The 23614-nt window shown below is 74.8% G+C and carries 16 protein-coding genes and 1 pseudogene; 7 read left to right on the top strand and 10 right to left on the bottom strand.

Features of this window, described 5'->3' with window-relative positions; genetic code table 11:
* Nucleotides 1–216: 216 nt before the first annotated feature.
* The 5 genes from GL259_RS35600 to GL259_RS35580 form a co-directional block, all read right to left on the bottom strand.
* Complete coding sequence (locus GL259_RS35600; protein ID WP_159537682.1) at nt 217–1470, bottom strand: helix-turn-helix domain-containing protein; 1254 nt, start codon at nt 1468–1470, stop codon at nt 217–219.
* A gap of 143 nt (nt 1471–1613) precedes the next feature.
* Complete coding sequence (locus tag GL259_RS35595) at nt 1614–4514, bottom strand: helix-turn-helix transcriptional regulator (RefSeq protein ID WP_159537680.1); 2901 nt, start codon at nt 4512–4514, stop codon at nt 1614–1616.
* Nucleotides 4515–4751: 237 nt separating this feature from the next.
* Nucleotides 4752–5696 carry an alpha/beta hydrolase gene (locus GL259_RS35590; RefSeq protein ID WP_159537679.1) on the bottom strand — a complete coding sequence of 315 codons (945 nt, stop codon included), beginning with the start codon at nt 5694–5696 and terminating at the stop codon, nt 4752–4754.
* A gap of 662 nt (nt 5697–6358) precedes the next feature.
* Nucleotides 6359–6571 carry a hypothetical protein gene (locus tag GL259_RS35585; protein ID WP_159537678.1) on the bottom strand — a complete coding sequence of 71 codons (213 nt, stop codon included), beginning with the start codon at nt 6569–6571 and terminating at the stop codon, nt 6359–6361.
* Nucleotides 6572–7026: 455 nt separating this feature from the next.
* A complete protein-coding gene (locus tag GL259_RS35580; RefSeq protein WP_159537677.1) occupies nt 7027–8712 on the bottom strand; it encodes a hypothetical protein in 1686 nt (561 codons plus the stop codon).
* A 300-nt stretch (nt 8713–9012) separates the two neighbouring features.
* Here GL259_RS35580 and GL259_RS35575 point away from each other — a divergent pair, with 300 nt between their 5' ends.
* Nucleotides 9013–9834: an SAM-dependent methyltransferase gene (locus tag GL259_RS35575; protein ID WP_159537676.1), complete on the top strand. Its 822-nt coding sequence runs from the start codon at nt 9013–9015 to the stop codon at nt 9832–9834.
* A 68-nt stretch (nt 9835–9902) separates the two neighbouring features.
* On the opposite strand, the gene GL259_RS35570 is transcribed toward GL259_RS35575, so the two are convergent.
* Both GL259_RS35570 and GL259_RS35565 read right to left on the bottom strand, forming a co-directional pair.
* On the bottom strand, nt 9903–10823 hold the full coding sequence (locus GL259_RS35570; protein WP_159537675.1) for a helix-turn-helix transcriptional regulator: 921 nt from the start codon (nt 10821–10823) through the stop codon (nt 9903–9905).
* Between the two features lie 147 nt (nt 10824–10970).
* Nucleotides 10971–11201, bottom strand: coding sequence for a DUF397 domain-containing protein (locus GL259_RS35565; RefSeq protein ID WP_159537674.1), 231 nt, complete (start codon nt 11199–11201; stop codon nt 10971–10973).
* 210 nt (nt 11202–11411) lie between these two features.
* Between GL259_RS35565 and GL259_RS35560 the strand changes: the two genes are divergently transcribed.
* The 5 genes and pseudogenes from GL259_RS35560 to GL259_RS35540 all read left to right on the top strand — a co-directional run bounded on the left by GL259_RS35560 (nt 11412) and on the right by GL259_RS35540 (nt 17649).
* Complete coding sequence (locus GL259_RS35560; protein ID WP_166461605.1) at nt 11412–11966, top strand: ATP-binding protein; 555 nt, start codon at nt 11412–11414, stop codon at nt 11964–11966.
* 29 nt (nt 11967–11995) lie between these two features.
* Complete coding sequence (locus GL259_RS35555) at nt 11996–12541, top strand: hypothetical protein (RefSeq protein ID WP_208026560.1); 546 nt, start codon at nt 11996–11998, stop codon at nt 12539–12541.
* 260 nt (nt 12542–12801) lie between these two features.
* A complete protein-coding gene (locus GL259_RS35550) occupies nt 12802–15516 on the top strand; it encodes a SpoIIE family protein phosphatase/ATP-binding protein (RefSeq protein WP_243762619.1) in 2715 nt (904 codons plus the stop codon).
* A 126-nt stretch (nt 15517–15642) separates the two neighbouring features.
* Nucleotides 15643–17006: pseudogene (locus GL259_RS35545) on the top strand (FAD-dependent oxidoreductase).
* 145 nt (nt 17007–17151) lie between these two features.
* Nucleotides 17152–17649, top strand: coding sequence for a lamin tail domain-containing protein (locus GL259_RS35540; RefSeq protein ID WP_159537671.1), 498 nt, complete (start codon nt 17152–17154; stop codon nt 17647–17649).
* Nucleotides 17650–17685: 36 nt separating this feature from the next.
* Here GL259_RS35540 and GL259_RS35535 read toward each other — a convergent pair whose 3' ends face one another.
* The 3 genes from GL259_RS35535 to GL259_RS35525 all read right to left on the bottom strand — a co-directional run bounded on the left by GL259_RS35535 (nt 17686) and on the right by GL259_RS35525 (nt 22010).
* Nucleotides 17686–18195 (bottom strand): flavodoxin domain-containing protein, encoded by a 510-nt coding sequence (locus tag GL259_RS35535; protein WP_159537669.1) that lies wholly within the window; start codon nt 18193–18195, stop codon nt 17686–17688.
* A gap of 114 nt (nt 18196–18309) precedes the next feature.
* Entirely contained in the window at nt 18310–20679 is a 2370-nt protein-coding gene (locus GL259_RS35530; protein WP_159537667.1) for a glycosyl hydrolase family 65 protein, read from the bottom strand.
* A 656-nt stretch (nt 20680–21335) separates the two neighbouring features.
* Complete coding sequence (locus GL259_RS35525; RefSeq protein WP_208026558.1) at nt 21336–22010, bottom strand: pyridoxamine 5'-phosphate oxidase family protein; 675 nt, start codon at nt 22008–22010, stop codon at nt 21336–21338.
* A gap of 383 nt (nt 22011–22393) precedes the next feature.
* Here GL259_RS35525 and GL259_RS35520 point away from each other — a divergent pair, with 383 nt between their 5' ends.
* Nucleotides 22394–23596 carry a globin domain-containing protein gene (locus GL259_RS35520; RefSeq protein WP_159537663.1) on the top strand — a complete coding sequence of 401 codons (1203 nt, stop codon included), beginning with the start codon at nt 22394–22396 and terminating at the stop codon, nt 23594–23596.
* The last annotated feature ends 18 nt before the right edge of the window (nt 23597–23614 follow it).

The raw sequence follows: 23614 nt of genomic DNA, 5'->3' as shown, positions 1-23614 counted from the left end.
GCCGTACCGCCCGGGGCGGCGACGGCTTCGGGGTGAAGGGGAGCTCACGACAGCACGGGCGCGGTGGGGCGGTACAGGCTTCCGGGTCCGCTCGCTGCGGCGTACCAACGGGGACGGGCGGGGGTTGTGCGGGTGCCCAGGCGGTGCGGCGGGAACGGCCCGGTGGCGCCCCACGGGCCCGCCCGGCCCCGCCCGTCCTCAGGGGGCGCCCGGTCGTCAGCGGCCGAGGAGTCTGCGGGCCGTCAGGGCGAGGCTGACCTCGACCAGGTCGGACGGGCGGGAGAGGCAGCGGCCCGTCAGCTGCTCGTAGCGGCGGAGGCGGTTGAGGACGGTGTTGCGGTGGCAGTACAGGTGGCGGCTCGCCCGCTGGGCGGACCCGTCGCAGGCCAGCCAGGTGGCCAGGGTGTCCAGCAGGACGTCCGCGTCGGCGGGTTCGAGGTGCGCCAGCGGGCCGAGCAGCCGGTCGGCCAGGGCGGCACCGAGTTCGGGACTCGACACCACCAGCGCCTCGGGCAGGTGGTCGGTCAGCCGGACCGTGCCGCCCTCCTCCGGGGCCAGGCTCAGCGCGGTGTCCGCCAGCCGGCGGGCCTCGCCGACGGCGGCCAGGCCCTCGACCGCGCTGCTGACGCCCACCCGTGCCCCGGGTGCCTGCTCCTCCGGCACGACCGCCTCCTCACCGTCCCCGACCAGGACGATGCCGTAATCCGTTTCCACGCCCGCGTGCCAGTGCACGCGCACACCCGGACCGAGGACCGCCCGGGCACCCGGACAACCGGCGAGCCGGCCGCCGCCCAGCGCGACGACCGCGTACCGCCCCTGCTCCGGCAGGTCCAGTGCCTGCGCGGCCTCGGGCAGGTCGCCGATGCGGCTCGTGCCGTCCAGCAGGGCCGCGGCGAGCAGGCGCACCCTGTTCTCCCGCCGCCAGGCCAGCTGCCGCTCGGTCTGCCGGTAGGCGTCCGCCACGAGGGTGCAGTGCTCGTCGACGAAGTCCCACACGTCGGACGCCACGTGCACCAGCAGCCGTACGTCCTCGGGCGCCGCCCGGGACGTCTCGTCGACCAGGCCCTGCCACACCAGCGAGCCGCCCAGCCGGAAGGCGTGCAGCAGCGCGTCCAGCGGCAGCCCCTGCTCGGCGCGTGCGGCACCGATCTTCCAGGAGCAGCGGCGCGCCGCGTCCCGGGCGCCCCGTGGATCGAGCAGGGAGGAGACGCTGTGCCGCAGCGAGCGGTGCGCCTCCTGCCAGGTCGCGGTGGGGTCCTTCTCGACGGCGGCCCGGTAGGCGGGCTCCTGCTCCTGCAGGAGGGCGATCAGGCGGTCGGTGAGCTGGGGCAGGTCGTCCAGCAGCACCCGGGCGGCCCGGTGCAGCACGCGCAGCGCGTCGGCGTCGATCAGCGACCGCACGCGCGGCGTCCGCGGAGCGGGCAGGGGCCCGGGGCGGAGCAGGGTACGTGGCCGTACGGCGTGTTGCATCGCGCATCTCCCCCAGGGTCGGCTTCCCGGCGGCGCCCGCGCGGCGGCTCCCCGTACCGGCGCCCGGCCGGCCGGAGAGCCCGTGGGCCGCCCGCCACCTGACTCGTCCTGCCTCGAAGGATGGCATACCGTCCGGTCGGTCCCTAGAGTCGTGCACCGGTCTTTTCCGCCTGCTCGACCAGCCGGGCCAGCTCGACCCGGGAACGGACGCCGAGCGTGGCGAAGACGTTCCGCAGGTGGTAGTCGACCGTGCGGGTGCTGACGGACAGCCTCAGGGCCACCTCCCGGTTGGTGGCGCCCTCGGCGACACACCGTGCGATGCGCAGCTGCTGCGGCGTCAGCCGGGACAGCTCCCCCGGACCGCCCCGAGGCGGCCGCCCGGTCCCGGCCCCGCCCGGCGCGGCGCCGTTGGCCCGCAGTTCGGCCGCCGCCTGCTGCCCCCACGGGTGCGCGCCGCAGTGTTCGAAGCCCATCAGCGCCTCGCCGAGCCGTGCGCGCGCCTCGCCCAGCCGGCGCCGGCGCCGCAGCCACTTGCCGTAGAGCAGCTCGGTGCGCGCCCGCTCGAACTCGCCGGCCGTCTCCTCGTGGCGGTCCAGGGCGCGCAGGTACAGCTCGCCGGCGTCCTCCGGTGCGGCCAGCAGCGCGCGGCAGCGCAGGAGCTGGGCGGGAGCCTGCGGGTCCGCCCCGCACGCGGCCCACAGGGCGAAGTCCTCGACCACCGTCCGGGCGTGCTCGGGCCGTCCGGCGAACGCGGAGGCCTCCACGAAGCAGGGGACGGCGAGCATCCACACCGCGAAGTGACCGCGCCGCGCGCCGGGGCGCACCAGCGGTCCGAGCCGGTCGGCGGCCTCCCGGGGGCGGCCCGCGCCCAGGTCGGCACGGGCCAGGGCCCACTGCGCGAGCGTGGCGGCCTGGGCCAGTCCGTGCCGCCGGGCCGTGCGCAGGGCCGCCGCCGCGTGCTCGGCGACGAGCTCCCTCTCCCCCTCGATCGACGCCGCGAGGGCCAGGACCGCGTGGTGGTGGGCGGCGCTGTTCCGCTGCCCGGTCCGCCGCGCGGTGCGCAGCCCCTCCTCGGCGTGGGTGCGTGCGAGCTGGTGGCGGCCGGCCCGCAGCTCGGCGTAGGCCAGGTACTCCAGCGCCTTCGGTTCGAGGGCGGCGGACCCGAGGGTCCGGGCCGCCGCCAGTGCCCGCGCGCCGGTTCTGCGTGCGGCGGTCACCTCGCCGAGCATGAGCGCCGCGGCGGCGGAACCCAGCAGCCGTTCGGGCTCGTCGGCGGGCGGGTCCCACTCGACCACGCGCCGCAGCGGGGCGGCGGCCAGGTCGAAGCGCCCCAGGAGCACGGCGCGCATGCCGTCGCGGTGGTCGCGCAGCAGGGCGGAGCGGCCGGGGCCGGGTGAGGCGGCCCCGGCGGCGGAGGCGTCCGCGGCGTGGGCGGCGGCCGCGGCGGGAAGGGGGGTGGGGACGCGGGCGGGCTCGTGCGTGAGGGGGCCGTCGGGGGCGAGCGCCCGGAGGCAGGCCGCCACGTCACCCGCGGCCCACGCCGCGTCCGCCGCGCCCAGGCCCGCCGTGCCGGCCTCCTCACGGCTGTGTCCCGCCAGCAGGCCGGCGGCGAGCAGGAAGGACTCGCGGGCGTCGTCCACCGGGCCGTCGGCCAGCAGCACCGCGCCGCGCAGGAGTTCCGCTCCCCCGCGCACCGACGCGGGTACCGGGCGGCTCCGGGCGGCGTCGAGCAGCCGCAGGGCCTCGGACGGGTCCCCCGCGAGGAAGGCCTGCTGCGCGGCGGCCGTGTACCGGTGGGCGCGCTCGGCGTCGTCCGGCGTCAGTTCGGCGGCGCGCGTGTGCGCCGCGCGGCGCAGGCCGGGCGGCAGCGCGGCCCGCGGATCGGCCGCCGCCGCCGCGAGTTCGGCCGCGAGGGCGGGGGCGGGGCCCGTGACCGTCCAGGAGCGGTGCAGCAGCGCCGGGACACCGCGCGGGTCCGCCGGGCCCCCCGCCAGCGCGTGGTGCACGGCCCGGCGCCGCTCGGGCGACGCACCGGCGTACACCGCCCTGCCGAGCAGCGCGCTGCGGAACCGCAGCCGGCCGTCGACCAGGGCGAGGGCCCCGGGCAACGGCCCCGCGGCGTACGGCGCCCGGGTCCGCGCCCCGGCGGACGGGGCGGCTTCCGCGTCCGGTGCGGCCGCCCGCTCCCCGGCCTCCTCCGCCGCTCTTCGCACGAGGTCCGCGTCGGCGTCCGGCTCCCCGGTCACCCGCACGGCGGCAGCCGTCGCCAGGAGCAGGTCGGCGTGGTCCGGCGGTACGCCGGTCAGGCACCCGCCGGCGACCGCGGTCAGGATCTCCGCGTCGGCCAACGGCCGGGGCAGCGGGCGGCGGCCGCGGAGCTGGGCGGGCGACAGCCGGCGCACCAGTGCCAGCAGCAGCGCGGGGTTGCCCTCCGCCTCCGTCACCAGTTCCTCGCGCACGGCCGGGTCGACGGTGCCGTCCGTCACGTCGTCGACCAGACCGGCCGCGTCCCCGGGCGTGAGCGGGGCGATGCGCAGCACGGGCAGCCCCGCCGTCTCCCGGCCGACGGGCCGGTGCCCGGGCACGCTGAGGAGCAGCCCCGCCCGGCCGCCCGCCGCGTGCAGCCGCGCGGCCGCGTGTCCCAGGGCGGCGCGCGACGCGGCGTCCCACAGGTGCACGTCGTCCACGCACACCAGGAGGGGGGACGCGGCGGCCGCCGCGCGCAGGACGTCGAGCAGCACCTCGCCCGCCGTACCGTCTCCGGGGAGCTGCACGGGGCGGCCGGCGGCGCGCAGCAGGGCGTGCAGGCCGTGGTGGGGCCGTCCGGTCCGGTCCGGGTCGGCGCGCACGTGCCACACCGGTCCGGCGCGGAAGGAGCGGGCGGCGAACTCGAGGAAGGCCGTGCGGCCGCAACCGGGTTCACCGGTCACGACGCGGACGCCGCCGTCGGTGCGCAGCCCGTCCAGCAGCCCGGCGATCTCCTGCCGCTGCGGTCCCGGGCGGTACCGGAGCGGAGCGGGTCCGGGGGTCGTCTGTCCGGTCATTCCCGCGACCTTACTCACGCGTAAGGAAAGGTGGAAGGCGTACGTCCACACCATCGGGACGACGCATCCGCCGTACCACCGGCGGTTTTCACGACGCGTCGGAGAAGCGGGGAGAAGCGGAGTGTGCCGCGGCCCAGGGCGGGCGGCCGGCGGCGGTGCACGCGCACAACGCCGGTGGCGGCCCGCGTCGTGCGCGGACCGCCACCGGGTCGTCGTGCGGCCGGGCTCAGCCGGACGTCAGGAGGTGTGCGGGCAGTTGCCCCGGGACTCCTCGATCGTCAGGCTCGGCCGCGGCAGCGGACACAGGAACTGCTCGTAGCGGGTGTCGTTGTCGATGAACCGCTTCAGCCACGAGATGCTGTACTTCGCGATCGTCGTGTTCGACGAGTTGGGCGTGAAGTGGGTGGCGCCGTTCAGTTCCAGGTAGGCGCGGTCCAGCGAGGACGGCAGGCCCGAGTACAGGGGCTCGGCGTGGCTGGAGACCGGGGCGACCGTGTCGCCGTCGGCCCCGAAGATCAGGGTGGGGGTCCTGACCTCGGGCCAGCTCTTGTCGAGGTTCCAGGGCGTCAGCGGGATCGCGGCCTGGAGCGAGGGCCGGTCCTTGGCGGCCTCGAGGCTGCCGCCGCCGCCCATGGAGTGGCCCATGACACCGAGCCGGCTGCTGTCGATGCGGCCGCGGACCGCGCTGCGCTGGGTGAGGTAGTCCAGCGCGGCGAGCAGCTGGTCGCCGCGGGAGTCGGGCTGGTCGAGGGTGGTGTTGGTGTCGATGGTGAAGACCACGAAGCCCTGGGAGGCCAGGCGCGGGCCCAGCCAGGCGATGGAGGACTGGTAGGCGGTGAAGCCCGGTGAGACGGCGATCGCGCCGAAGGTGCCGTCGGCGGTGCTGGTCGGGTAGTAGATGGTGCCTCCGCCGAAACCGGTCACCGAGAGCGAGGAGACGGACAGCTCCGACACGGCGTAGGGGCCGCGCAGCGCCTCGATGCTGGACTGGGTCGGCGCCGGACCGCGCTCGTAGGGGTTGTCCGCCGCGTGGGCGCCGGGGCCGTTGAGGGTGGTGAGGCCGACGACGGCGGTGACCGCCGCGGCCAGTCCGGCGAGCCGGCCGGTCCTGCGCCGTCCGGCGCGAACCGCACGTGGTCCCGCGGTCGATCCGTCGGTGCCGGTGTGGGGGTGCTGGTGCACGGCGAGTGGTCCTCTCTGTCGCGGCGGACCGCCCGGCCGGCCGGTGCACGGGAGTACGGCGTGGGATGGTGCCCGTGCCCGGCCGGGGGCGCCGCCGATGGGCTGGCGGTGCCACTGTCGGAGAGGAGGGGAGGGGTGCGGATCGGCAATCTCACCGGTCTCCCGCGACGCGCCGCGCGGGCCGGTCCGGGAGACGGGGACGCGCCGCCCGCGCGGCGCGGCGCGGGCGGCGCCCCCTCCCCAACGGCCCGTCCGCCGCGGGGCGGCGCGGAAACCGGAGGAGGGCGGTCCCCGAACCGGAGCCCGGGCGGCGGGATCAGGGCTTTGGGGACGGACGTGCCCCGGCCCGGGAACCGGTCGTCTCCCGGGACCGGGCGGCGAGCCCGCCCGGGGTGTCCGCGAGGAGCCGGCGCGGCGGCCGGCCCGCCGGTTCACCGGCGGGCGCGCACCGCGTGCGGAGGGGGAACGGGGCAGGCGAACGGACGCGGTCCCCGTCGGAGTCGGCGCCGACGGGGACCGCGGTGCGTGGAGGCGAGGGGTGCCGTTCTCCGGTACGTGTCACGTTTCCGGTACGCGTCACGCGCGCAGGACCTCACGGCCTCCGGACCGGCCGGGGTGCGTCCCGGCCGTCGCGGCCGTTCCGGCCGGGCGGGCCCGGCCCGTCACGCCGCGTCGTAGACGTGGGCCCGGCCGCCGATCCACTTCACCCAGGCCGGATCGTCCAGCAGCCGCTCGCCCTGCGGCAGCCCGGCCCGCCGCAGGAGCTCCACCACGTCCCGGTCGGAGTTCGCGAGGCCGACGATCTCACCGCGCACGGTCACACGCCGTCCACCCGACCCGAGCGGCGGGTGTACCCCGATCGGCGCCTTCGTCATCCTTCCAGGATCCGGCCGGGACGGCGGATGCGCATCCCGGCCCCGCGCGTCACCCGAGTGGCCGTCCGGGCGAGCCCTCCCGGGCCGCGCCGTGTTCGTATGGAAGCGGTCTCCATGCCTACCCGGAGGGAGCTGGGAATGCACGAGATGTGGTGCGGTGCAGACACTTCGGGGGAGCCGGTGTGGCATGTCCTCACCCCTGACAGGAGGTCCACGCTGTGCGGATTGGAGAAGCAGGAGGAGTCCCGCCGGCGGCATGCGACGGACCGGCACTGCTTCCCCTGCATGAAGACGTTCCAGACCGTCGTGGAGTCGGGACCCCGGCGCCGGGCGGAAGCCGCGGCCGACTGAGACCGCCCCGCCGGCCGCCCGCGGCCGGCGGGCCGCGTACCCCCGCGCGGCGAAGAGACGACGGACACCACGACCGCCGGACGGGTGCGGGGCCCGGCCGGGGCTCAGTGGCAGTGGCAGTCGTCCCGGTCCGCGGTGACGGGGTAGGCCTCCAGGCGGCAGAAGCAGGACGCCTCGATCGGCACGTCGGCCAACGCGGCGGCCTGCTTGAGCTGTTGGGCCACGATCGCGGCCTGGTCCGTCTTTCCGGTGCGCAGCAGGCACTCGTGGAATCCGTGCAACGCCCAGACGTTCCCGGGATGTTGCAGGGGCCGGGGCAGGGTCGCGTCGAGGCCGAGGTCCGCGCGGTAGACCGCCTCGGCCTCCTCCACGCGGCCCTGTTCCAGCAGCAGTGCGCCGTAGGCGTGCCGGGTGGGCTGCATCCAGCCCCAGGGTTCGTCGTAGGGCAGGTCGTCGTCCAGTTCGACGGACCGCTCCAGCGCGGCGAAGGCGGCGTCGTGGTCGCCCTTGCGGTAGGCGAGTTCGCCGTCCAGCATCGCCGCCGCGACGGCGAGGATGTCGCGGCAGGTGTTGTTGAACAGCATGCGGGTCTCGGGGACACGGCTCACGGCCGCGCGGAAGTCCTCCCGTTCCCTCTCGGCCCGGTCCGTGGCGCCGGTCGCGGAGAGGGCGACGCCACGGGCGTAGTGGAGCATGGCGGTGGTCACGCAGTGCAGTTCCGGGTCGGCCGGGAACGGCAGCGCCAGGACGTCGTCCCAGCGGCCGAAGCGGATCAGGACGTGCACGCGCATCGCGAGGAGCCCCTCGAGCCAGTCGGCCATGGGCGGGCTCTGCACGCGGAGCAGTTCCTCGGGGACGGCGGCCTCGAGCCGTGCGGCGGCGTCCAGGGCGACCCCCGACTGTCCGGCGAACATGGCGCCGTAGATCCTGAAGTGGTGGTTGTGGGCGCGGTAGAGGGTGTAGAAGTTCATGGCGCCGGCGCGCTCGAGGTACTTCTCGTCGGCCGCGACGGCGAGGGTGTTGTCCGAGACGACCCGGCGGTAGTCGCCGCACAGCACTTCCAGGTGTGAGGGCATGTGGTTCAGGTGCCCGGCGTCGGGGACGGCTCCGCGCAGCCGGTCGGCGACGGTGAGGGCCGCTTCCGGCGTGGGGGACATCTCCATCAGGTGGATGTACAGGTGCAGGATCCCGGGGTGCCGGGCGCCGGCGTCGGTGGCGAGCGCGGCGTCGAGCACCGCCTTGGCCTCCAGGGTGCGGGCGCCGTCGGCCGGGCGGCCGGTCCTCAGGTCCCACAGCTGCCAGGGGGTGAGGTTCATCAGGGCGTCGGCGCAGAGCGCGGCCACGTCCGGATCACCGGGGGCGCTCGCGTACACCTCGCGCATCCGGTCCGCGTAGGGCTCGTTCCACACCGAGCAGTCCTCCGTCACCCGTGACTGCGGGTAGCGGGCGCGCAGCGCCCCGACCAGGGCCCGCTCGACGGGGGTGGCGCGCGCGGCCTTCCGGTACGCCCGCTCCACCGCGTCGTGCGTGCGGGCGACGGTGGTGACGAGTTCGTCGCCGTCGAAGGCCTCCCAGGGCTTGTTGTAGTTCGGGCCGAGGGCGTAGGCGATGCCCCAGTGGGCCATGGCGCAGTCGGGGTCGGCCGCGGCCGCCTTCTGGAAGCAGGCGACGGCCTCCTCGTGGTTGAACGCGTAGGTCCACATCAGCCCCCGGTCGAACCAGAGTTGGGCTTCGGCGGAGGAGGTCGTCACGGGCCGGCCGTAGGTGCCGAGGTCGTAGTAGTCGTCCATGCGTGCCTCCCGGGGAGCGAACGGGCCGGCCGCCGCCTCGTCGGCGGCCGGCCCAGCCGGACGAAACCGACGATAGCGGGGCACAGGCGCCCGCGCAGACGTCCACGGGGACCGGCCTCCCCGGAACCCGACCCGTCACGCTCGGCACCCGCGCGAACGCCCTCTGCGACCGTCCACCGCCGGCGCATCGTTCGTCCGCGCCCACGTTCACCGACGGACTGGCACGGGCCGCTCGGCGCTCCCTAGGATGTACTCCCTGTCCGGCCAGTCGAGTTGGCGCGGTACTCCGCAGGGGGAACGATGCACACGGGTAAGCAGCTGTCCACCGAGATCGACGCCACCGTGCCGACGGCCGCGCGCATGTACGACTACTACCTGGGCGGCAAGGACAACTACGCGGCGGACCGCGCCGCGACCGAGGAACTCGACAAGGTGGTGCCCAGCACGCGCCGCCTGGCCCTGAACAACCGGCGCTTCCTCCAGCGGGTGGTCCGCACCCTCACGCAGGAGTACGGCATACGGCAGTACCTCGACCACGGTTCCGGCCTGCCCACCCAGGACAACGTCCACCAGGTCGCGCAGCGCATCGACCCGACCGCCCGCGTGGTGTACGTCGACAACGACCCGATGGTGCTGGTCCACGGCCGCGCCCTGCTGGAGCAGGACGAGCGCACCGCGGTCATCCAGGCCGACATGCGCGAGACCGACGAGATCTTCGGCCACCCCGAGACCCGGCGCCTGATCGACTTCTCGGAGCCGGTGTGCGTGCTGTTCAACTCGGTGTTCCACTGCATCCCGGACAGCGACACCGACGGCCCGCTCGCCCTCGCCCGCCGGGTGCGCGAGAGGCTGGCGCCGGGCAGCTTCATGGTGATGTGCCAGCTGGTCAGCGAGGATCCCGAGGTCCGGAAGTTCGTCACCGACTTCATGGCCCAGGCGACCCAGGGGCACTGGGGCCGCGTACGCCGGGAGCAGGACGTCGAGTCGTACTTCGAGGGCCTGGAGATCCTGGAGCCGGGTCTGGTGGAGGTGTCCACCTGGCGTCCGGACACCGAGGTGGCGCCCCGTCAGCTCACCCAGGAGTGGATCGAGTTCGGCGGCGTGGGGCGGATCCCCCGGTAGCCCGAGGCGCCGGCCTCCCGGCCGGCCCCCGGGCCCGGCGAGGGGCGTCACCCGTCCACGCGCCGCCGCTACGGCGCGGAGTAGCGCTCCCGCATCGTCCTGCGCAGCAGGTCCACGGATTCGCGGGGCTTGAGGGCCTCGTCGGCGAGGCGGTCCAGCGCGATCCGGTACTCCTCCGTCTCGTCGCGGTCCTCGAGGAAGTTGGCGCTCCTGATGTGCTCCAGGTAGACCACGTCGGGCAGGTCGAGACCGCCGAAGCGCAGGTACGTCACCGGGATGGCGGGAGCCGAGGCGTTCGTCACGTCCAGCGGGACGATCTGCACCGTCACGTTGGGCCGCTCGGCCATCCTGACCAGGTGCTCGAGCTGTTCGCGCATCACCCCGGAGCCGCCCAGGACACGCAGCAGGACCGACTCGTCGATGACGGCCCACAGCTGCGGGGCGCCCTCCCGCAGCAGCAACCGAGCGCGCTGCATGCGCAGTTCGACCCTGCGCTGCACCTCGCTCGCCGGGGCGTTCGGCAGGCCGCGCTCGACCACCGCGCGGGTGTACGCGGCGGTCTGCAGCAGGCCGGGGACGTACTGGATCTCGAAGGTGCGGATGGTGGCGGCGGCCTCCTGGAGGCCGACCAGACGGTCGAACCACTCGGGCATCAGCCTCTTGTCGTACCGCTGCCACCAGCCCGGCTCTCCGGCCCGCCGCAGCAGTCTGAGCAGGACCGAAGCCTCGTAGTCGTCGGTGCCGTACAGCTCCAGCAGGGCCCGGACGTCGCTCTCGGTCGGCGGGCGGCGGCCCTTGCCGGACTCGATGCGGGACAGCTTCGCGGCGCTGAAGCCGACGGCGCGCGCCGCCTGGTCCTGGGCCAGCCCGGCGTCCTCGCGGAAGCCTGCGAGCTGCACGCCGACCAGCATCTTCAGCAGGGTCGGAGCCGGCTCGGGCCTGTCCAGATAGGGTTCCAGACGGGAGATGCGATGCGACGCGGCGGACATCCTGACTCCCAGCAGACCGACACAAGGGCGATTCACACTATCGCACCTCATCCTGTCGCACCGCGGCCGCGTGCGGAAGTCGTGAAGAAGTGGGGAGTCGCGCTTCCGCCTCTCCGGCGCCGACCCGAACCACCGACGCCCGCGGGCTCAGACCAGGTGGTCGAACTCGCCGTCCTTCGCGCCGGCGAGGAACGCCGCCAGCTCCGCGGCCGTGTAGACCAGGGCGGGCCCGTCGGGGTCGCGGGAGTTGCGCATCGCTATCTCCCCGTCGGTCAGCGGGGCCACCTCGACACAGTTGCCCTCGGCGTTGCTGTGCCGGCTCTTGACCCAGCGGACGTCCAGCTGGCTGGCCCGCACTCCGTTCCGCACTCCTGGCACCGCACTCTCCTTGCTGTTCACGTGTCGCGCCGCGCACGGGGCCCGGCCGTTCGTCCGGGACGGGCCGTGCCCCGTCGGCCGCACCCGCCCCGTCCCCCATTTCGCGCAATTTCTCGTGCAATTGCACGCGAGCGCTGTCAGCGTGGATAATAGCTGCGGCGTCAACCCCCGTGCTGACGCCCCGTCCTGACGTCGCATCGGGGAGATGCCGTGTCATCACCTGCGCATCCAGCACTCCGGCCGCCGACCGTGGTCGCGGCACGGACAGGTGGCCCCGGCACCGCCGCGGCGCTCCCGTACGACCTGCCCACGGCGGCGCCGTACGGGGAGCCGCACCCGATACCGGAGACGGCCGGCACCGTGTCGGCGACGCTGCGCGTCGAATGCAGCCGCGAGGGGCTCGCCCGCGCGCGGTCCTTCACCCGTGACACCCTGCGCGTCTGGTCGCTCGGCCACCGCTGCGACGACGCCGCCCTCGTGGTCACCGAGCTCACCACCAACGCCGTGACGCACGCGGCACCGCGGTGCGCGGGGGCGCCGGGCGTCCGGCTCGGGTTCCGCCTGGAACCGGCGCATCTGCTGCTCGCCGTCTCCGACCCCGACGACCACCCGCCCGTCCACGTCCCCGGCACCGGCTCCGCCCTGGAGGAGCACGGCCGGGGGCTGTGCATCGTCGACGCCCTGTCCGAGGCGTGGGGCTGGACCCCCACCCCGCCGGCGGGCAAGACGGTGTGGGCCCGGTTGTCGGTCCACCCGCCCACCTGACACGACTGCCGCGGAAAGGCACCCACGCCATGCGCAGCGCTTCGACACAGCAGCCGAGCAGCGAGCGCCCTGTGCGCCACACGTCCCCCACCGGAGTGGCACGGACCACACCCCTCACGGCGCTGTCCCGCGTGCCGTGGGGCGACATCCAGGACTCCACCGGATCGGCGGCGGCCATCCCCCTGCTGCTCAACGGCATCGCCTGGGGGGACGCCGACACGGCTCGGGCCGCCCTGGAGGACCTGCGGAAACGGATCTGCCAGTACGGCTTCGTCACGGAACAGGCGACCGCCGCCACGGTCCCCTTCCTCTGGGAACTGGCCCAGTTGCCGCACGTCACCTGCCGGGCCCGGATCATCCGGCTGCTCAAGGCCATCGCCGACGCCCGGCAGTGGGAGAGCACCGCCGCCGCGTACCCCAAGCTCCTCAACCACCGGGAGAACCCGGTGGTGTGGGAGCGGGCGGCCCGGCAGGCGGTGCGCTCCCGGCGCGGCGAGCTGAACCGGCTGATGGCCGAGCAGGACACCGAGATCGCCCGCGCCACGACGGAGCTGGCCCGCGCACTGGCCGAATGAGGCCGGCGGGCCGGGGTCCGGGGTGGCCCGGTCACAAAACGCGCGCGGCGGTCGGGGGACGGGCCGCGCGCCGGGGGGAGGGCCGCGCGCGGGCCGCGGGGGACGGCCGCGCGCGGCCCGGGGACGGACGGCCCGGCGACGAGAACCGCCGGTCACGATGGGTGACGCCCCTCGCCTCGGGTGGCCCGGCAGTGTAGACATGGCACATGGTCCGACTCATGGGTCGATCCAGGACCCGGCCGCCCCAGCGGCCCGGCACCATGGCGTCCGTACGGCGCCGACGGCAGAGGGACGGCCGCTCACGGTGGCATCCGGCGGCGGGTCTGCGGTCGGTGCTGAGCGGCCGCAGCGTCGCCGGGCAGGTGTTCGTGCTGTACCTGGTGATCGTGCTGCTGCTCGTCGTGGCGGCCGTCGTCGCCCTGCTGCTCCAGGCGCGACGGGAGAGCGACGAGGAGGCCCGCAGCCGCTCGCTCGCCGTCGCGGAGGCCTTCGCCAACTCGCCGGGGGTCGTCGAGGCGCTCGGCTCCCCCGACCCGACGGCCGTGCTGCTGGATCGTGCCGAGGCGACCCGTGAGCGGACGGGGGTCGACTTCGTCGTCGTCATGAGCACCGAGGGCATCCGCTACACGCACCCGAAACCGGATCGCATCGGCAAGCAGTTCGTCGGCACGATCGAGCCCGCACTGGCCGGTGAACCGGTGGTCGAGGAGGTCGAGGGCACCATCGGCGAGCTGGTGCAGGCCGTGGTGCCGGTCACGGACCCGGACGGCACCGTGGTGGGACTCGTGTCGGCGGGCATCACGACCGAGCGCGTCGGCGGGGCCGCCGCCGACCAGCTGCCGCTCGTGCTGGGTGCGGCGGCCGCCGCGCTCGCCCTGGCCACCGGGGGCACGGCCCTGGTGAGCAGACGGCTGCTGCGTCAGACCCACGGCCTGGGCCCGCACGAGATGACCCGGATGTACGAGCACCACGACGCGGTGCTGCACGCGGTGCGCGAGGGCGTGATCATCGTCGACGGGGACGGGACCCTGATGCTCGCCAACGACGAGGCGCACCGCCTGCTCGCCCTGCCCGAGGACGGGGAGGGCCGGCACGTGCTGGACATCGGCCTGGATCCCGGCACCGCCGAACTGCTGTCCTCGGGGCGGATCGCCACGGACGAGGTGCACCTGGTCGGCGACCGGCTGCTGGCGGTCAACCAGCGGCCCACCGACCGGGCGGGCGGTCCGCCCGGCAGCGTCGCCACGGTCCGGGACTCCACGGAACTGCGCGCCCTGTCCGGCCGCGCCGAGGCGGCGCGCGAGCGGCTCAACATGCTCTACGACGCCGGGGTGGGCATCGGGACGAGCCTGGACGTCACCCGTACGGCCGAGGAGCTCGCCGAGCTGGCCGTGCCCCGGTTCGCGGACTTCGTCACGGTGGACCTGTTCGAGTCGGTGCTGGCGGGCGGCCACCCGGACGCGACGGCCGTACTGCGCCGCACGGCCATGACGGGGATCCGCGGGGACGCCCCGCTCTATCCCGTGGGCGAGGCGATCCGCTTCATCGGCTCCTCCCCGCAGGGCCGCAGCCTCACCACCGGCCGGGCCCTTCTGGAGCCCCGGCTCGGTGACGCCCCGGGCTGGCGCGCGCAGGACCTCGAACGCTCCGGGCAGGTCGTGGCCTACGGCATCCACTCGCTGATCACCGTGCCGCTGCGGGCCGGCGCCCTGGTGCTCGGCGTGGTCAGCTTCTGGCGCTCCGAGAAGCCCGAGCCGTTCGACGCCGAGGAGCAGGCGCTGGCGGAGGAGCTGGTCGCCCGGGCCGCCGTCTCCATCGACAACGCGCGCCGCTACACGCGCGAGCACAGCATGGCGGTGACGCTCCAGCGCAGCCTGCTGCCCCGCAGCCTGCCGGAGCAGACCGCCCTGGAGATCGCCTACCGCTACCTTCCCGCGCAGGCCGGGGTGGGCGGGGACTGGTTCGACGTCCTGCCGCTGTCCGGGGCCCGGGTCGCGCTCGTGGTCGGCGACGTCGTCGGCCACGGCCTGCACGCCGCGGCCACGATGGGCCGGCTGCGCACGGCGGTGCACAACTTCTCCGCGCTGGACCTGCCGCCCGACGAGCTCCTCTCCCTGCTCGACGAGATGGTCGCGCGCATCGACCAGGACGAGGCGCAGGAGGAGCACAGCGCCCCGGTCACCGGGGCGACCTGTCTGTACGCCGTCTACGACCCGGTCTCGCGGCACTGCGCCGTGGCCCGTGCGGGCCATCCCCCGCCGGCCCTGGTCCGTCCGGACGGCGGCGTGGAGTTCCCCGACGTGCCCGTCGGCCCCCCGCTGGGGCTCGGCGGCCTGCCGTTCGAGACGGCCGACCTGGAACTGCCGGAGGGCAGCCGGCTCGTCCTCTACACCGACGGGCTCGTCGAGGACCGGCGGCACGACATCGACGTGGGCCTGGAGTTGCTGCGCGACGCCCTGTCCCGGGCCGGGGACTCCCCCGAGGACACCTGCCGGGTCGTGCTGGAGTCCCGGCGCCCGGTCCGGGCCGGCGACGACATCGCCCTGCTCGTGGCGCGGACGCGGGCCCTGGCCGCCGACCGGGTCGCCGAGTGGCCGGTGCCGTCCGATCCGGCGGCGGTCGCCGAGGTGCGTGCCGCGGTCACCCGGAAGCTGGCCGAGTGGGGGCTGGACGAGCTGTCGTTCACCACGGAGCTGATCCTCAGCGAGCTGGTCACCAACGCCATCCGGCACGGCGGCGCCCCCATCCGGGTGCGCATGCTCCACGAGCGCAACCTGATCTGCGAGGTCTACGACAGCAGCAGCACCTCGCCGCACCTGCGGTACGCGACCATGACGGACGAAGGGGGGCGGGGCCTGTTCCTGGTCGCCCAGCTCGCCGAGCGCTGGGGCACCCGCTACCTGCCGGCCGGGAAGGTCATCTGGGCGGAACAGCCGCTTCCGGGGACATGGGAGCAGCCGCCCCCGGGGGCATAAGGGAGCCGGAGAGAAGTCATAACGGAGACTTATGAGCCCATAGACCGGACCCGCGTACCAGGTAAGGCATGCCTCAGTTTAGGCTTCCGGACGAGACCCTTGTCCTCGCTCGAAGGGAAGCTGACCATGCCCCGCCCCCTGCGGGTAGCCATCGTCGGATCCGGCCCCGCCGGGATCTACGCCGCCGACGCCCTGCTCAAGTCCGACGTGGCCGCCGAACCGGGCGTGTCCATCGACATCTTCGAGCGCATGCCGGCGCCGTTCGGACTGATCCGCTACGGCGTCGCCCCCGATCACCCGCGGATCAAGGGCATCATCACGGCCCTCCACCAGGTGCTCGACAAACCGCAGATCCGTCTGTTCGGCAACGTGGACTACGGCACCGACCTCCACCTCGACGATCTGCGCGCGTTCTACGACGGCGTGATCTTCGCCACCGGCGCCACGGCCGACCGCGCGCTGCCCATCCCGGGCATCGACCTCGACGGCTCCTACGGCGCCGCGGACTTCGTCTCCTGGTACGACGGCCACCCCGACGTGCCGCGCACCTGGCCGCTCGAGGCCGAGAAGGTCGCCGTGCTCGGCGTCGGCAACGTGGCCCTGGACGTCGCCCGGATCCTCGCCAAGACGGCGGACGAGCTGCTGCCGACGGAGATCCCGCCGAACGTCCACGAGGGCCTGAAGGCCAACAAGGCCGTGGAGATCCACGTGTTCGGCCGCCGCGGCCCGGCGCAGGCGAAGTTCAGCCCGATGGAGCTGAGGGAGCTGGACCACTCCCCAGCATCGAGGTGATCGTCGACCCCGAGGACATCGACTACGACGAGGGCTCGATCGCCACCCGGCGCGGCAACAAGCAGGCCGACATGGTGGCCAAGACCCTGGAGAACTGGGCGATCCGCGACACCGGCGACCGCCCGCACAAGCTGTTCCTGCACTTCTTCGAGTCCCCGGTGGAGATCCTCGGCGAGGACGGCAAGGTCGTCGGCCTGCGGACCGAGCGCACCCAGCTCGACGGCACCGGCAACGTCAAGGGCACCGGCACCTTCAAGGACTGGGACGTCAGCGCGGTCTACCGCGCGGTGGGCTACCTCTCCGACAAGCTGCCCAAGCTGCCCTGGGACATCGACTCCGGCACGGTCCCGGACCAGGGCGGGCGCGTCATCCAGGAGAGCGGCGAGCACCTGCGGTCCACCTACGTCACCGGCTGGATCCGGCGCGGCCCCGTGGGCCTGATCGGCCACACCAAGGGCGACGCCAACGAGACGGTGGCGAACCTGCTGGACGACTACGCGAACGGGCGGCTGCACACGCCCGCCTCCCCCGACCCCCAGGCCGTGGACGCGTTCCTCGACGAGCGCGGCATCCGCTTCACCACCTGGGACGGCTGGTACCGCCTGGACGCCGCGGAGAAGGCGCTGGGCGAGCCGCAGGGACGCGAGCGCGTGAAGATCGTCGAGCGCGAGGACATGCTGCGGGCCAGCGGCGCCTGAGCCGTCGCCCCCCTGAGCGGTCGCACCACCGGGCGCCCGTCCGGTCCGATCCCGGACCGGACGGGCGCCCGTTCCGCATATGATCCGATCCTTCACCGAAACACCACAGGTTCTTCACCGAAGGACCGTGCAGGGGGATGAGTTCATGCGCATACGCACCGCCGTCGTCGCCACCACCGCCGCCGTGGGCGCGCTGGCCGCTCTGACCGCCGTTCCGGCGCAGGCCGCCGAGTACACCTCCGCGCTGAAGGTGCGCGGGATCCAGTACGACGCGCCCGGCAGCGACTCCAACCGGTGCTCCACCGGCAACACCGACGAGGAGTACCTGACCGTCAAGAACTACTCGTCGTCGAAGACGGTCAACCTCAGGGGGTACGTCGTCAAGGACGCCGCCGGGAACCGGTTCGCGTTCACCGCCGACCACCACCTCCAGCCCGGCGACTACGTGAAGCTGCGCGGCGGCAACGGCGACGACTCCGGCAAGTACAACGTCGTGTACCGCGACAACTGCAACTTCATGTGGAACAACGACAAGGACACGGTCTACCTCTACAAGCCCACGGGCAGCCGCGCCGACGTCCACGCGTACACCAAGCGCGGCTCCGACCCGGACGGCAACGGGTACATCGCGTTCCACCAGTGATCCGGCGTCAGGCGGGCCCGGCCCGGTGCCGGGGGCTCACCGGGCCCGCCGGTCGCCCGACAGCTCGCGGGCGACCCCGGCCGCCCACCGTTCGACGGCGGCGAAGTCCCGGAAGTCCCCGCCCCTGCCCCCGCGCAGGATCATCCGTGCGACACGTCCCTTCGCGCCCTCCTCCAGGCAGCCGCCGAAGGTGACGTGTCCCCTGGCGTCGAGCCGGTCCCCCGTCCGCCGCACACCGGGCACGGGCGGGACGTCCCGCTCGGCGGCCGAGGTGTCGAGGGGCCCGCTGCTGAAGAGCCACAGCGGGCGTTCGGCGAGGGACCGCCGGTGCCGCCGTGCGAACCTGCGTGCGTCCTTGTGCCACCGCCCGGCGTACAGGCCGCCGCCGAGGACGACCCCGTCGTACGGCGTGACGTCCGTGACGGTGCCGGCCGGCGCGGTGTCGGCCGTCAGTCCCTCCTTCCGCAGCGCCGCGGCCACGGCCTCGGCGATCCGAGCGGTCGATCCGTTGGTGCTTCCGTAGGCGACGAGCACGCTCTCGGTCATGGCGTCCGCCTCCTTCCACACCTCGAGCGTCCGGCGGAACGGACGCCCGGTCCATGGGCCGGACGGGCACCACCGGGGCCGAACGGCCCGGGGGCCCTCCGCCCCGGCGCCCGGTCAGCCCGGGAGGACCAGCTGGTCCGTCTCGCCCGGCTGGAGGCGGACGGTGCGGTCCGGGAGGTGCACGTCGATCGGCGACCGGCCGGACGAGGGCACGGCGACCTCCAGCAGGCCGTGTTCCAGCCGCAGCCGCACGCCCCAGTGGCCGTGGTAGCGCAGGGTGAAGCCGTAGGAGGACAGCTCCGGCAGGGGCACCGGGTCGAGCCACAGGGCCCCGCCGCGGGGCTCCAGCCCGGTCAGCCCGCGCTGGACGAGATCGAGGGTGCCGGCCATCGCGCCGAGGTGGATGCCCTCGCCGGTGGTGCCGCCCTGGATGTCGGCGATGTCCGCCTGGAGGGCCTCCTGGCAGAACTTCCAGGCGTCCGCGCGCCGGGCCCGGGCGAGGACCCGGCCGTGGACCAGGCCGCTGAGGGTGGACCCGTGGCTGGTGCGGTGCAGGTAGTGGTCCACCGTGCGCCGCCAGGTCCGTTCGTCCAGGCTCAGGCCCAGCCGGCGGAAGACGCCCTGGAGCTCGGTGGGCGAGAAGAGGTAGCCGAGCATCAGGACGTCCGCCTGCTTGGAGGCCTGGTAGCGGTTGACGGTGTCGCCCTCGGCCTCCAGGATCCGGTCCAGGCGCCGGATGTCGCCGTAGCGCCGGCGGTAGCCCCGCCAGTCGAGTTCGGCGAGTTCGCCGTAGCCCTCGAACTGGCTGATGACGCCGTTGTGGAAGGGGACGTGCAGGGTGCGGGAGATGTGGTCCCACGCGTCGAGTTCGCCCGCGTCCAGTCCGGTCCGCTCGTCGAGTTCCCGGCGGCGCGGCTCGGGGAGGCCCCGCAGCACGTCCAGGGTGCGGGTGAGCACCCAGGTGGCCGTGACGTTGGTGTAGGCGTTGTCGTCGAGTCCCGGCCCGGCGGCGTCCGGGTACGCGTCGTGGTACTCGTCCGGGCCGACCACGCCCTTGATGCGGTACCGGCCCAGCCGTTCGTCGTAGGTGGCCGAGTCCGCCCAGAAGCGGGAGATCTGCAGCAGCATCTCGGCGCCCTTGGTGTGCAGGAACTCCTCGTCCCCGCTGGCCTCGCAGTACTGCCACACGTTGTACGCGATCGCCGATCCCACGTGGTGCTGGAGGCGGGAGTGGTCGGGCAGCCAGCGGCCGGAGTGCGGGTTGAGGTGCAGCTGCTGGGTCTCCTCCCGGCCGTCGCTGCCGCTCTGCCAGGGGTACATCGCCCCCCGGCGTCCCGCGTCCCGCGCGGCGGTGCGGGCTCGTTCCAGGCGGCGGTGCCGGTAGTGCAGCAGCGCCCGGGAGACCTCCGGGAAGTGCAGGTTGAGGTACGGCAGGACGAACAGCTCGTCCCAGAAGACGTGGCCGCGGTAGGCCTCGCCGTGCAGGCCCCGGGCCGGGACCCCCACGTCCAGGTCCGCGGTGTGCGGCGAGAGGGTCTGCAGCACGTGGAAGAGGTGCAGCCGGAGGATGCGGCCCGCCTCGCCGGGCACGTCCAGTTCGGCGCGGCGCCACAGCTGGTGCCAGGCCGTCAGGTGCGGCCGGAGCAGTTCGTCGAAACCGCCCGCCCGGCCCACCCGGTCGACGGCGGCGTGCAGCGGGTCGCTGATCGCCGGATCGCGGGAGGTGTGCAGGGCGACGATCTTGTCGACGGTGGCGGGGCGGCCGGCGGCCAGGTCCAGACGGGTCGTCTGGAGGGCGCGCGGGCGGTCGTGCCGGCTCCCGACGGGCGCGCCCGACGTGAGCCGGGCGGCGAGGGCGACCCGGACGTCGGAGGTGCGGGTGCGGCAGCGCAGCCAGACGGTGTCCGAGGTGGCCGTTCCGGTGAGCACGTGGGTCAGATGGCGGCCGTCCAGCTCCCGGTAGCGGGGCACGCCCGCGTTGGTGACGCCGCCGTCGAGCGCCGCCTCGGTCTCGAGGGTGCCGGAGAAGCCCTCGGCGGTGAATTCGGTGCGCAGTGCGGCCAGGTGCGGGTCGGCCATGTGCACGAGCCGCTGCTGGCGCACCAGCAGCGCCCGGCCCGCGCCGAGGTCGTACCGCGTGCTGCGCTCCAGCAGCCCGGAGGACAGGTGCAGGGTCTCGCGGTGGCCGAGCACGGTCGCGGTGTCGGGGGTGAGCCAGGGCTCGCCGGGCAGGCGGAAGCGCAGCGGCAGCCAGTTGGGGAGGTTGACCATGTCCTCGTTCTCGACCTGCCGCCCGGCCACCTCGGAGGTGAGCCGGTTGTAGCAGCCGGCCACGTAGGTGCCCGGGTAGTGCACCCCGTCCGCGGTGCACTCCGGCAGCGCGCCCCGGGTGGCGAAGTATCCGTTGCCCAGGGTGCACAGCGATTCCCGCAGGCGCGCGTCGGCGGGGTCGTACCCCTCGTACTCCCACGTCCAGCCCGTCACTTCGACGCTCCTCCCGCCGACGGCAGCCGCACGTCTTCGGACGTCCCGTACGACGAATGCCGGGCACCGTGCCGCGGCGGTCCGTCCCGGACCCGTCACCGACGGTGAGATCCACGCCGTCGTGGTCGGTGCGGCCGCCACGGCCGGCGGTTGCGCACGGGGTACCCGCGGCGGGCGCGGAGCACACACCGGGAGGCCCCCTGGGGCCCGTCACGCGATGCGGCGCCTTCCCCGCGGAGCCGGCGGGGGAGCCGTCCGCCGCTCCCCCGCCGGCACCTGCCGCGCCGGTGCGGCGCCCCGGCCCGCGGAGCCGGGGACGCCCGGCCGCCCCGCGCGCCCGGCCGTGTCGCGCGGACCGCTGCGGCGTCCCCCGGCCGGAACGCCCGGGCCGTCGCCGGCCGCACGTGCGGCGCCGCCCCCGGGCCGCTCGTCGCGCCCCGTGCCGGCGCGCACCCGTTCCACGGCCGTTTCGCGGCGCCCGGGCCGTGGTCCCGTCCCGCTGGGGCCGGCCGGTCCCGATCGGGGACCTTCGGCCCCGGCGGTGCGGCGGCCGGACGGGCGACACCGGTGTCGGAGCGGCACCGATCCCCCGCGGTGCCGCTCCGCCGGTACGTCCGGTCCGGGCCCGCCGGGTCGCCGGCCTGCGCCCCGCCGGTTCACACCTCGATGCGGCGTCCGGTCACCTCCAGCGGATCGATCCGCGTCCACAGCTCGCGCCGGCCGCCCGCCCAGGGCTCGCTGAACGCCCGCTCGTCGAGGCGGCGCGCCTCGTCCGGATCCGTGACGGCCCGCGCGTCCCCGCGCACCAGCACGCTCCATCCCTGGCTCAGCGCGTCGTCGATCCGGTCGACCTCGAAGGCCACCCGGTGGCCGGAGGCCCCCGCGGGGGTGGTGCCGGGGCCGGTGCGGAAGACCACCGCGTCGTCGACGACGCTGTAGTTGACGGGGACGATGACCGGCCCCTCGTCGGTGGGCACGGCGATCCGTCCCACGCCGTGGGTGCCGAGCAGGGCGCGGCACTCCTCGGTGTCCAGCTCGGTGAACTCCGGGTGGCGGGCGGCCCGCCCGGAGCCGGGCGGCAGGTCGGCGTCCCCGCCGGTGAGCCGGTTCAGCGTGGTCCCGAGTACGCCGGCCAGCCTGAGCAGGACGCCCGTGCCCGGCGCGGCGCCCGGCTGTTCCTCCAGGTAGCGCAGGTAACCGGGCGCCAGGCCCGACCTGACCGCCACTTCCCTCCGGGTGAGGCCCAGCTCCGTGCGGCGCCGGGCCAGACGGCGTCCCAGGTCGCCCACCGGGGCGCCCTCCACCGCGTTCGGCGGGACCTGCTCGGCCATGACGGCCACTCCCTCTCACGTCCGGCGCGTCGGACCTCCGGGGCGCTTCGGCACCCGGACACCCCTTGGGAGTCCAGTCTGTCCGGTTCGACGGTGTTCCGCATGGGCCGGACGGCCCTGCCCCGGGCCGCCGGTGCGCCGGTGTCCGGCGGGCGCGCCGGGCCCCGCGCGTGGCGCCGGACGGGCCCGGGGAAGTGCCGACCGGCCCCGTCCGGCACCCGTCCCCCGGGACCGGGGGTCCCTTCCTGCGGGCCGATGGGCCCGTCTTGCCGCCCTGACCTCCGTCACCGGCGAAAACGGGGTCCCCGGGTTGCCATACAGGTTCCGCCGCCGGCCCGATCCGCGGCCGGAGCCCCTGTCCCGCCCCGTTCCTGGGAGACCCCATGCTGTCCGAAGAATCCGCCGCAGTGGTGCGGGCCACCCTGCCCGCCGTGGCCGGAGCGCTCGACGAGATCACCACGCGTTTCTACGACACCATGTTCCACGACCGGCCCGAGCTGCTGGACGGGATGTTCAACCGGGGCAACCAGGCCAGCGGGGCCCAGCGCCGGGCCCTGGCCGGGTCCATCGCCGGTTTCGCGGGCGCGCTGCTCGCCGACCCGGACACCCGGCCGGACGCCCTGCTGTCCCGGATCGCCCACAAGCACGCCGCGGTCGGGATCACCGACGACCAGTACACGATCGTGCACAAGTACCTGTTCGGTGCGATCGCCGAGGTGCTGGGCGAGGCGGTGACCCCCGAGGTCGCGGCCGCCTGGGACGAGGTGTACTGGCTGATGGCCGGGGCCCTCATCGCCCGGGAGGCGCGCCTGTACCACGACGCCGGCGTCGCACCGGGCGACGTCTGGCGCCGCTGGACGGTCGTCGAACGCCATGAGGAGACGGACGACGTGGTGTCGTTCCTGCTGCGCCCCGCCGACGGCGGGCCCGCGCCGCGCGCCCGGGCGGGCCAGTACGTCAGCGTGCGGGTGCTCATGCCCGACGGGGTGCACCAGCTGCGCCAGTACAGCCTGTCCTCCGACCCCGGCGACGAGCTGCGCCGCATCACCGTCGAGCGGGTCGCCGGCGCGGACGGCGCACCCGACGGCGAGGTCTCCAACCTGCTGCACGAGCGCACGGGCACCGGGGACGAACTCATCCTCTCCGCGCCCTTCGGGGACGTGGCGCTGGACGACGCCGACACCCCCCTGGTCCTGGTCTCGGCCGGCATCGGCTGCACTCCCATGGTGGGCATGCTCGCCCGGCTGGCCGCCCTCGGCTCCACCCGCCGGGTGCTCGTGCTGCACGCCGACGGCTCGCCGGCCGAGCACGCCCTGCGCGCCGAGACCCGCGAGGCGGTGGACGGGCTGCCCGACGCGGAGGCGGTCTTCTGGTACGAGCGTCCCGGTGCCGAGGAGCCCGACGCCCGCAGCGGGCTGATGGACCTGACCGGGATCGACGTCCCGGCGGACGCGACGGTGTACCTGTGCGGCCCGCTGCCGTTCATGCGCACCGTGCGCGGCCGGCTGCTCGGCGCCGGTGTCCCCGCCCGCAACATCCGCTACGAGGTCTTCGGCCCCGACCTGTGGCTGCCCGGCGCGGCCTGACCCGCACGGGCGCAGCGG

The organism is Streptomyces sp. Tu 3180 (genome assembly GCF_009852415.1).
In the GTDB taxonomy this organism is placed as follows: domain Bacteria; phylum Actinomycetota; class Actinomycetes; order Streptomycetales; family Streptomycetaceae; genus Streptomyces.
The sequence above is the reverse complement of the archived record's forward strand: the minus strand, read 5'-3'. Positions and strand labels throughout refer to the sequence as shown.

Excerpts from the sequence above, each read along its gene's own strand:
- GL259_RS35585 (WP_159537678.1), bottom strand. The coding sequence starts at position 6,571 with ATGACGAAGGCGCCGATCGGGGTACACCCGCCGCTCGGGTCGGGTGGA.
- GL259_RS35575 (WP_159537676.1), top strand. The coding sequence starts at position 9,013 with ATGCACACGGGTAAGCAGCTGTCCACCGAGATCGACGCCACCGTGCCG.
- GL259_RS35525 (WP_208026558.1), bottom strand. The coding sequence starts at position 22,010 with ATGGCCGAGCAGGTCCCGCCGAACGCGGTGGAGGGCGCCCCGGTGGGC.
- GL259_RS35540 (WP_159537671.1), top strand. The coding sequence starts at position 17,152 with ATGCGCATACGCACCGCCGTCGTCGCCACCACCGCCGCCGTGGGCGCG.
- GL259_RS35555 (WP_208026560.1), top strand. The coding sequence starts at position 11,996 with ATGCGCAGCGCTTCGACACAGCAGCCGAGCAGCGAGCGCCCTGTGCGC.
- GL259_RS35600 (WP_159537682.1), bottom strand. The coding sequence starts at position 1,470 with ATGCAACACGCCGTACGGCCACGTACCCTGCTCCGCCCCGGGCCCCTG.
- GL259_RS35595 (WP_159537680.1), bottom strand. The coding sequence starts at position 4,514 with ATGACCGGACAGACGACCCCCGGACCCGCTCCGCTCCGGTACCGCCCG.
- GL259_RS35535 (WP_159537669.1), bottom strand. The coding sequence starts at position 18,195 with ATGACCGAGAGCGTGCTCGTCGCCTACGGAAGCACCAACGGATCGACC.
- GL259_RS35520 (WP_159537663.1), top strand. The coding sequence starts at position 22,394 with ATGCTGTCCGAAGAATCCGCCGCAGTGGTGCGGGCCACCCTGCCCGCC.
- GL259_RS35570 (WP_159537675.1), bottom strand. The coding sequence starts at position 10,823 with ATGTCCGCCGCGTCGCATCGCATCTCCCGTCTGGAACCCTATCTGGAC.
- GL259_RS35550 (WP_243762619.1), top strand. The coding sequence starts at position 12,802 with ATGGCGTCCGTACGGCGCCGACGGCAGAGGGACGGCCGCTCACGGTGG.
- GL259_RS35580 (WP_159537677.1), bottom strand. The coding sequence starts at position 8,712 with ATGGACGACTACTACGACCTCGGCACCTACGGCCGGCCCGTGACGACC.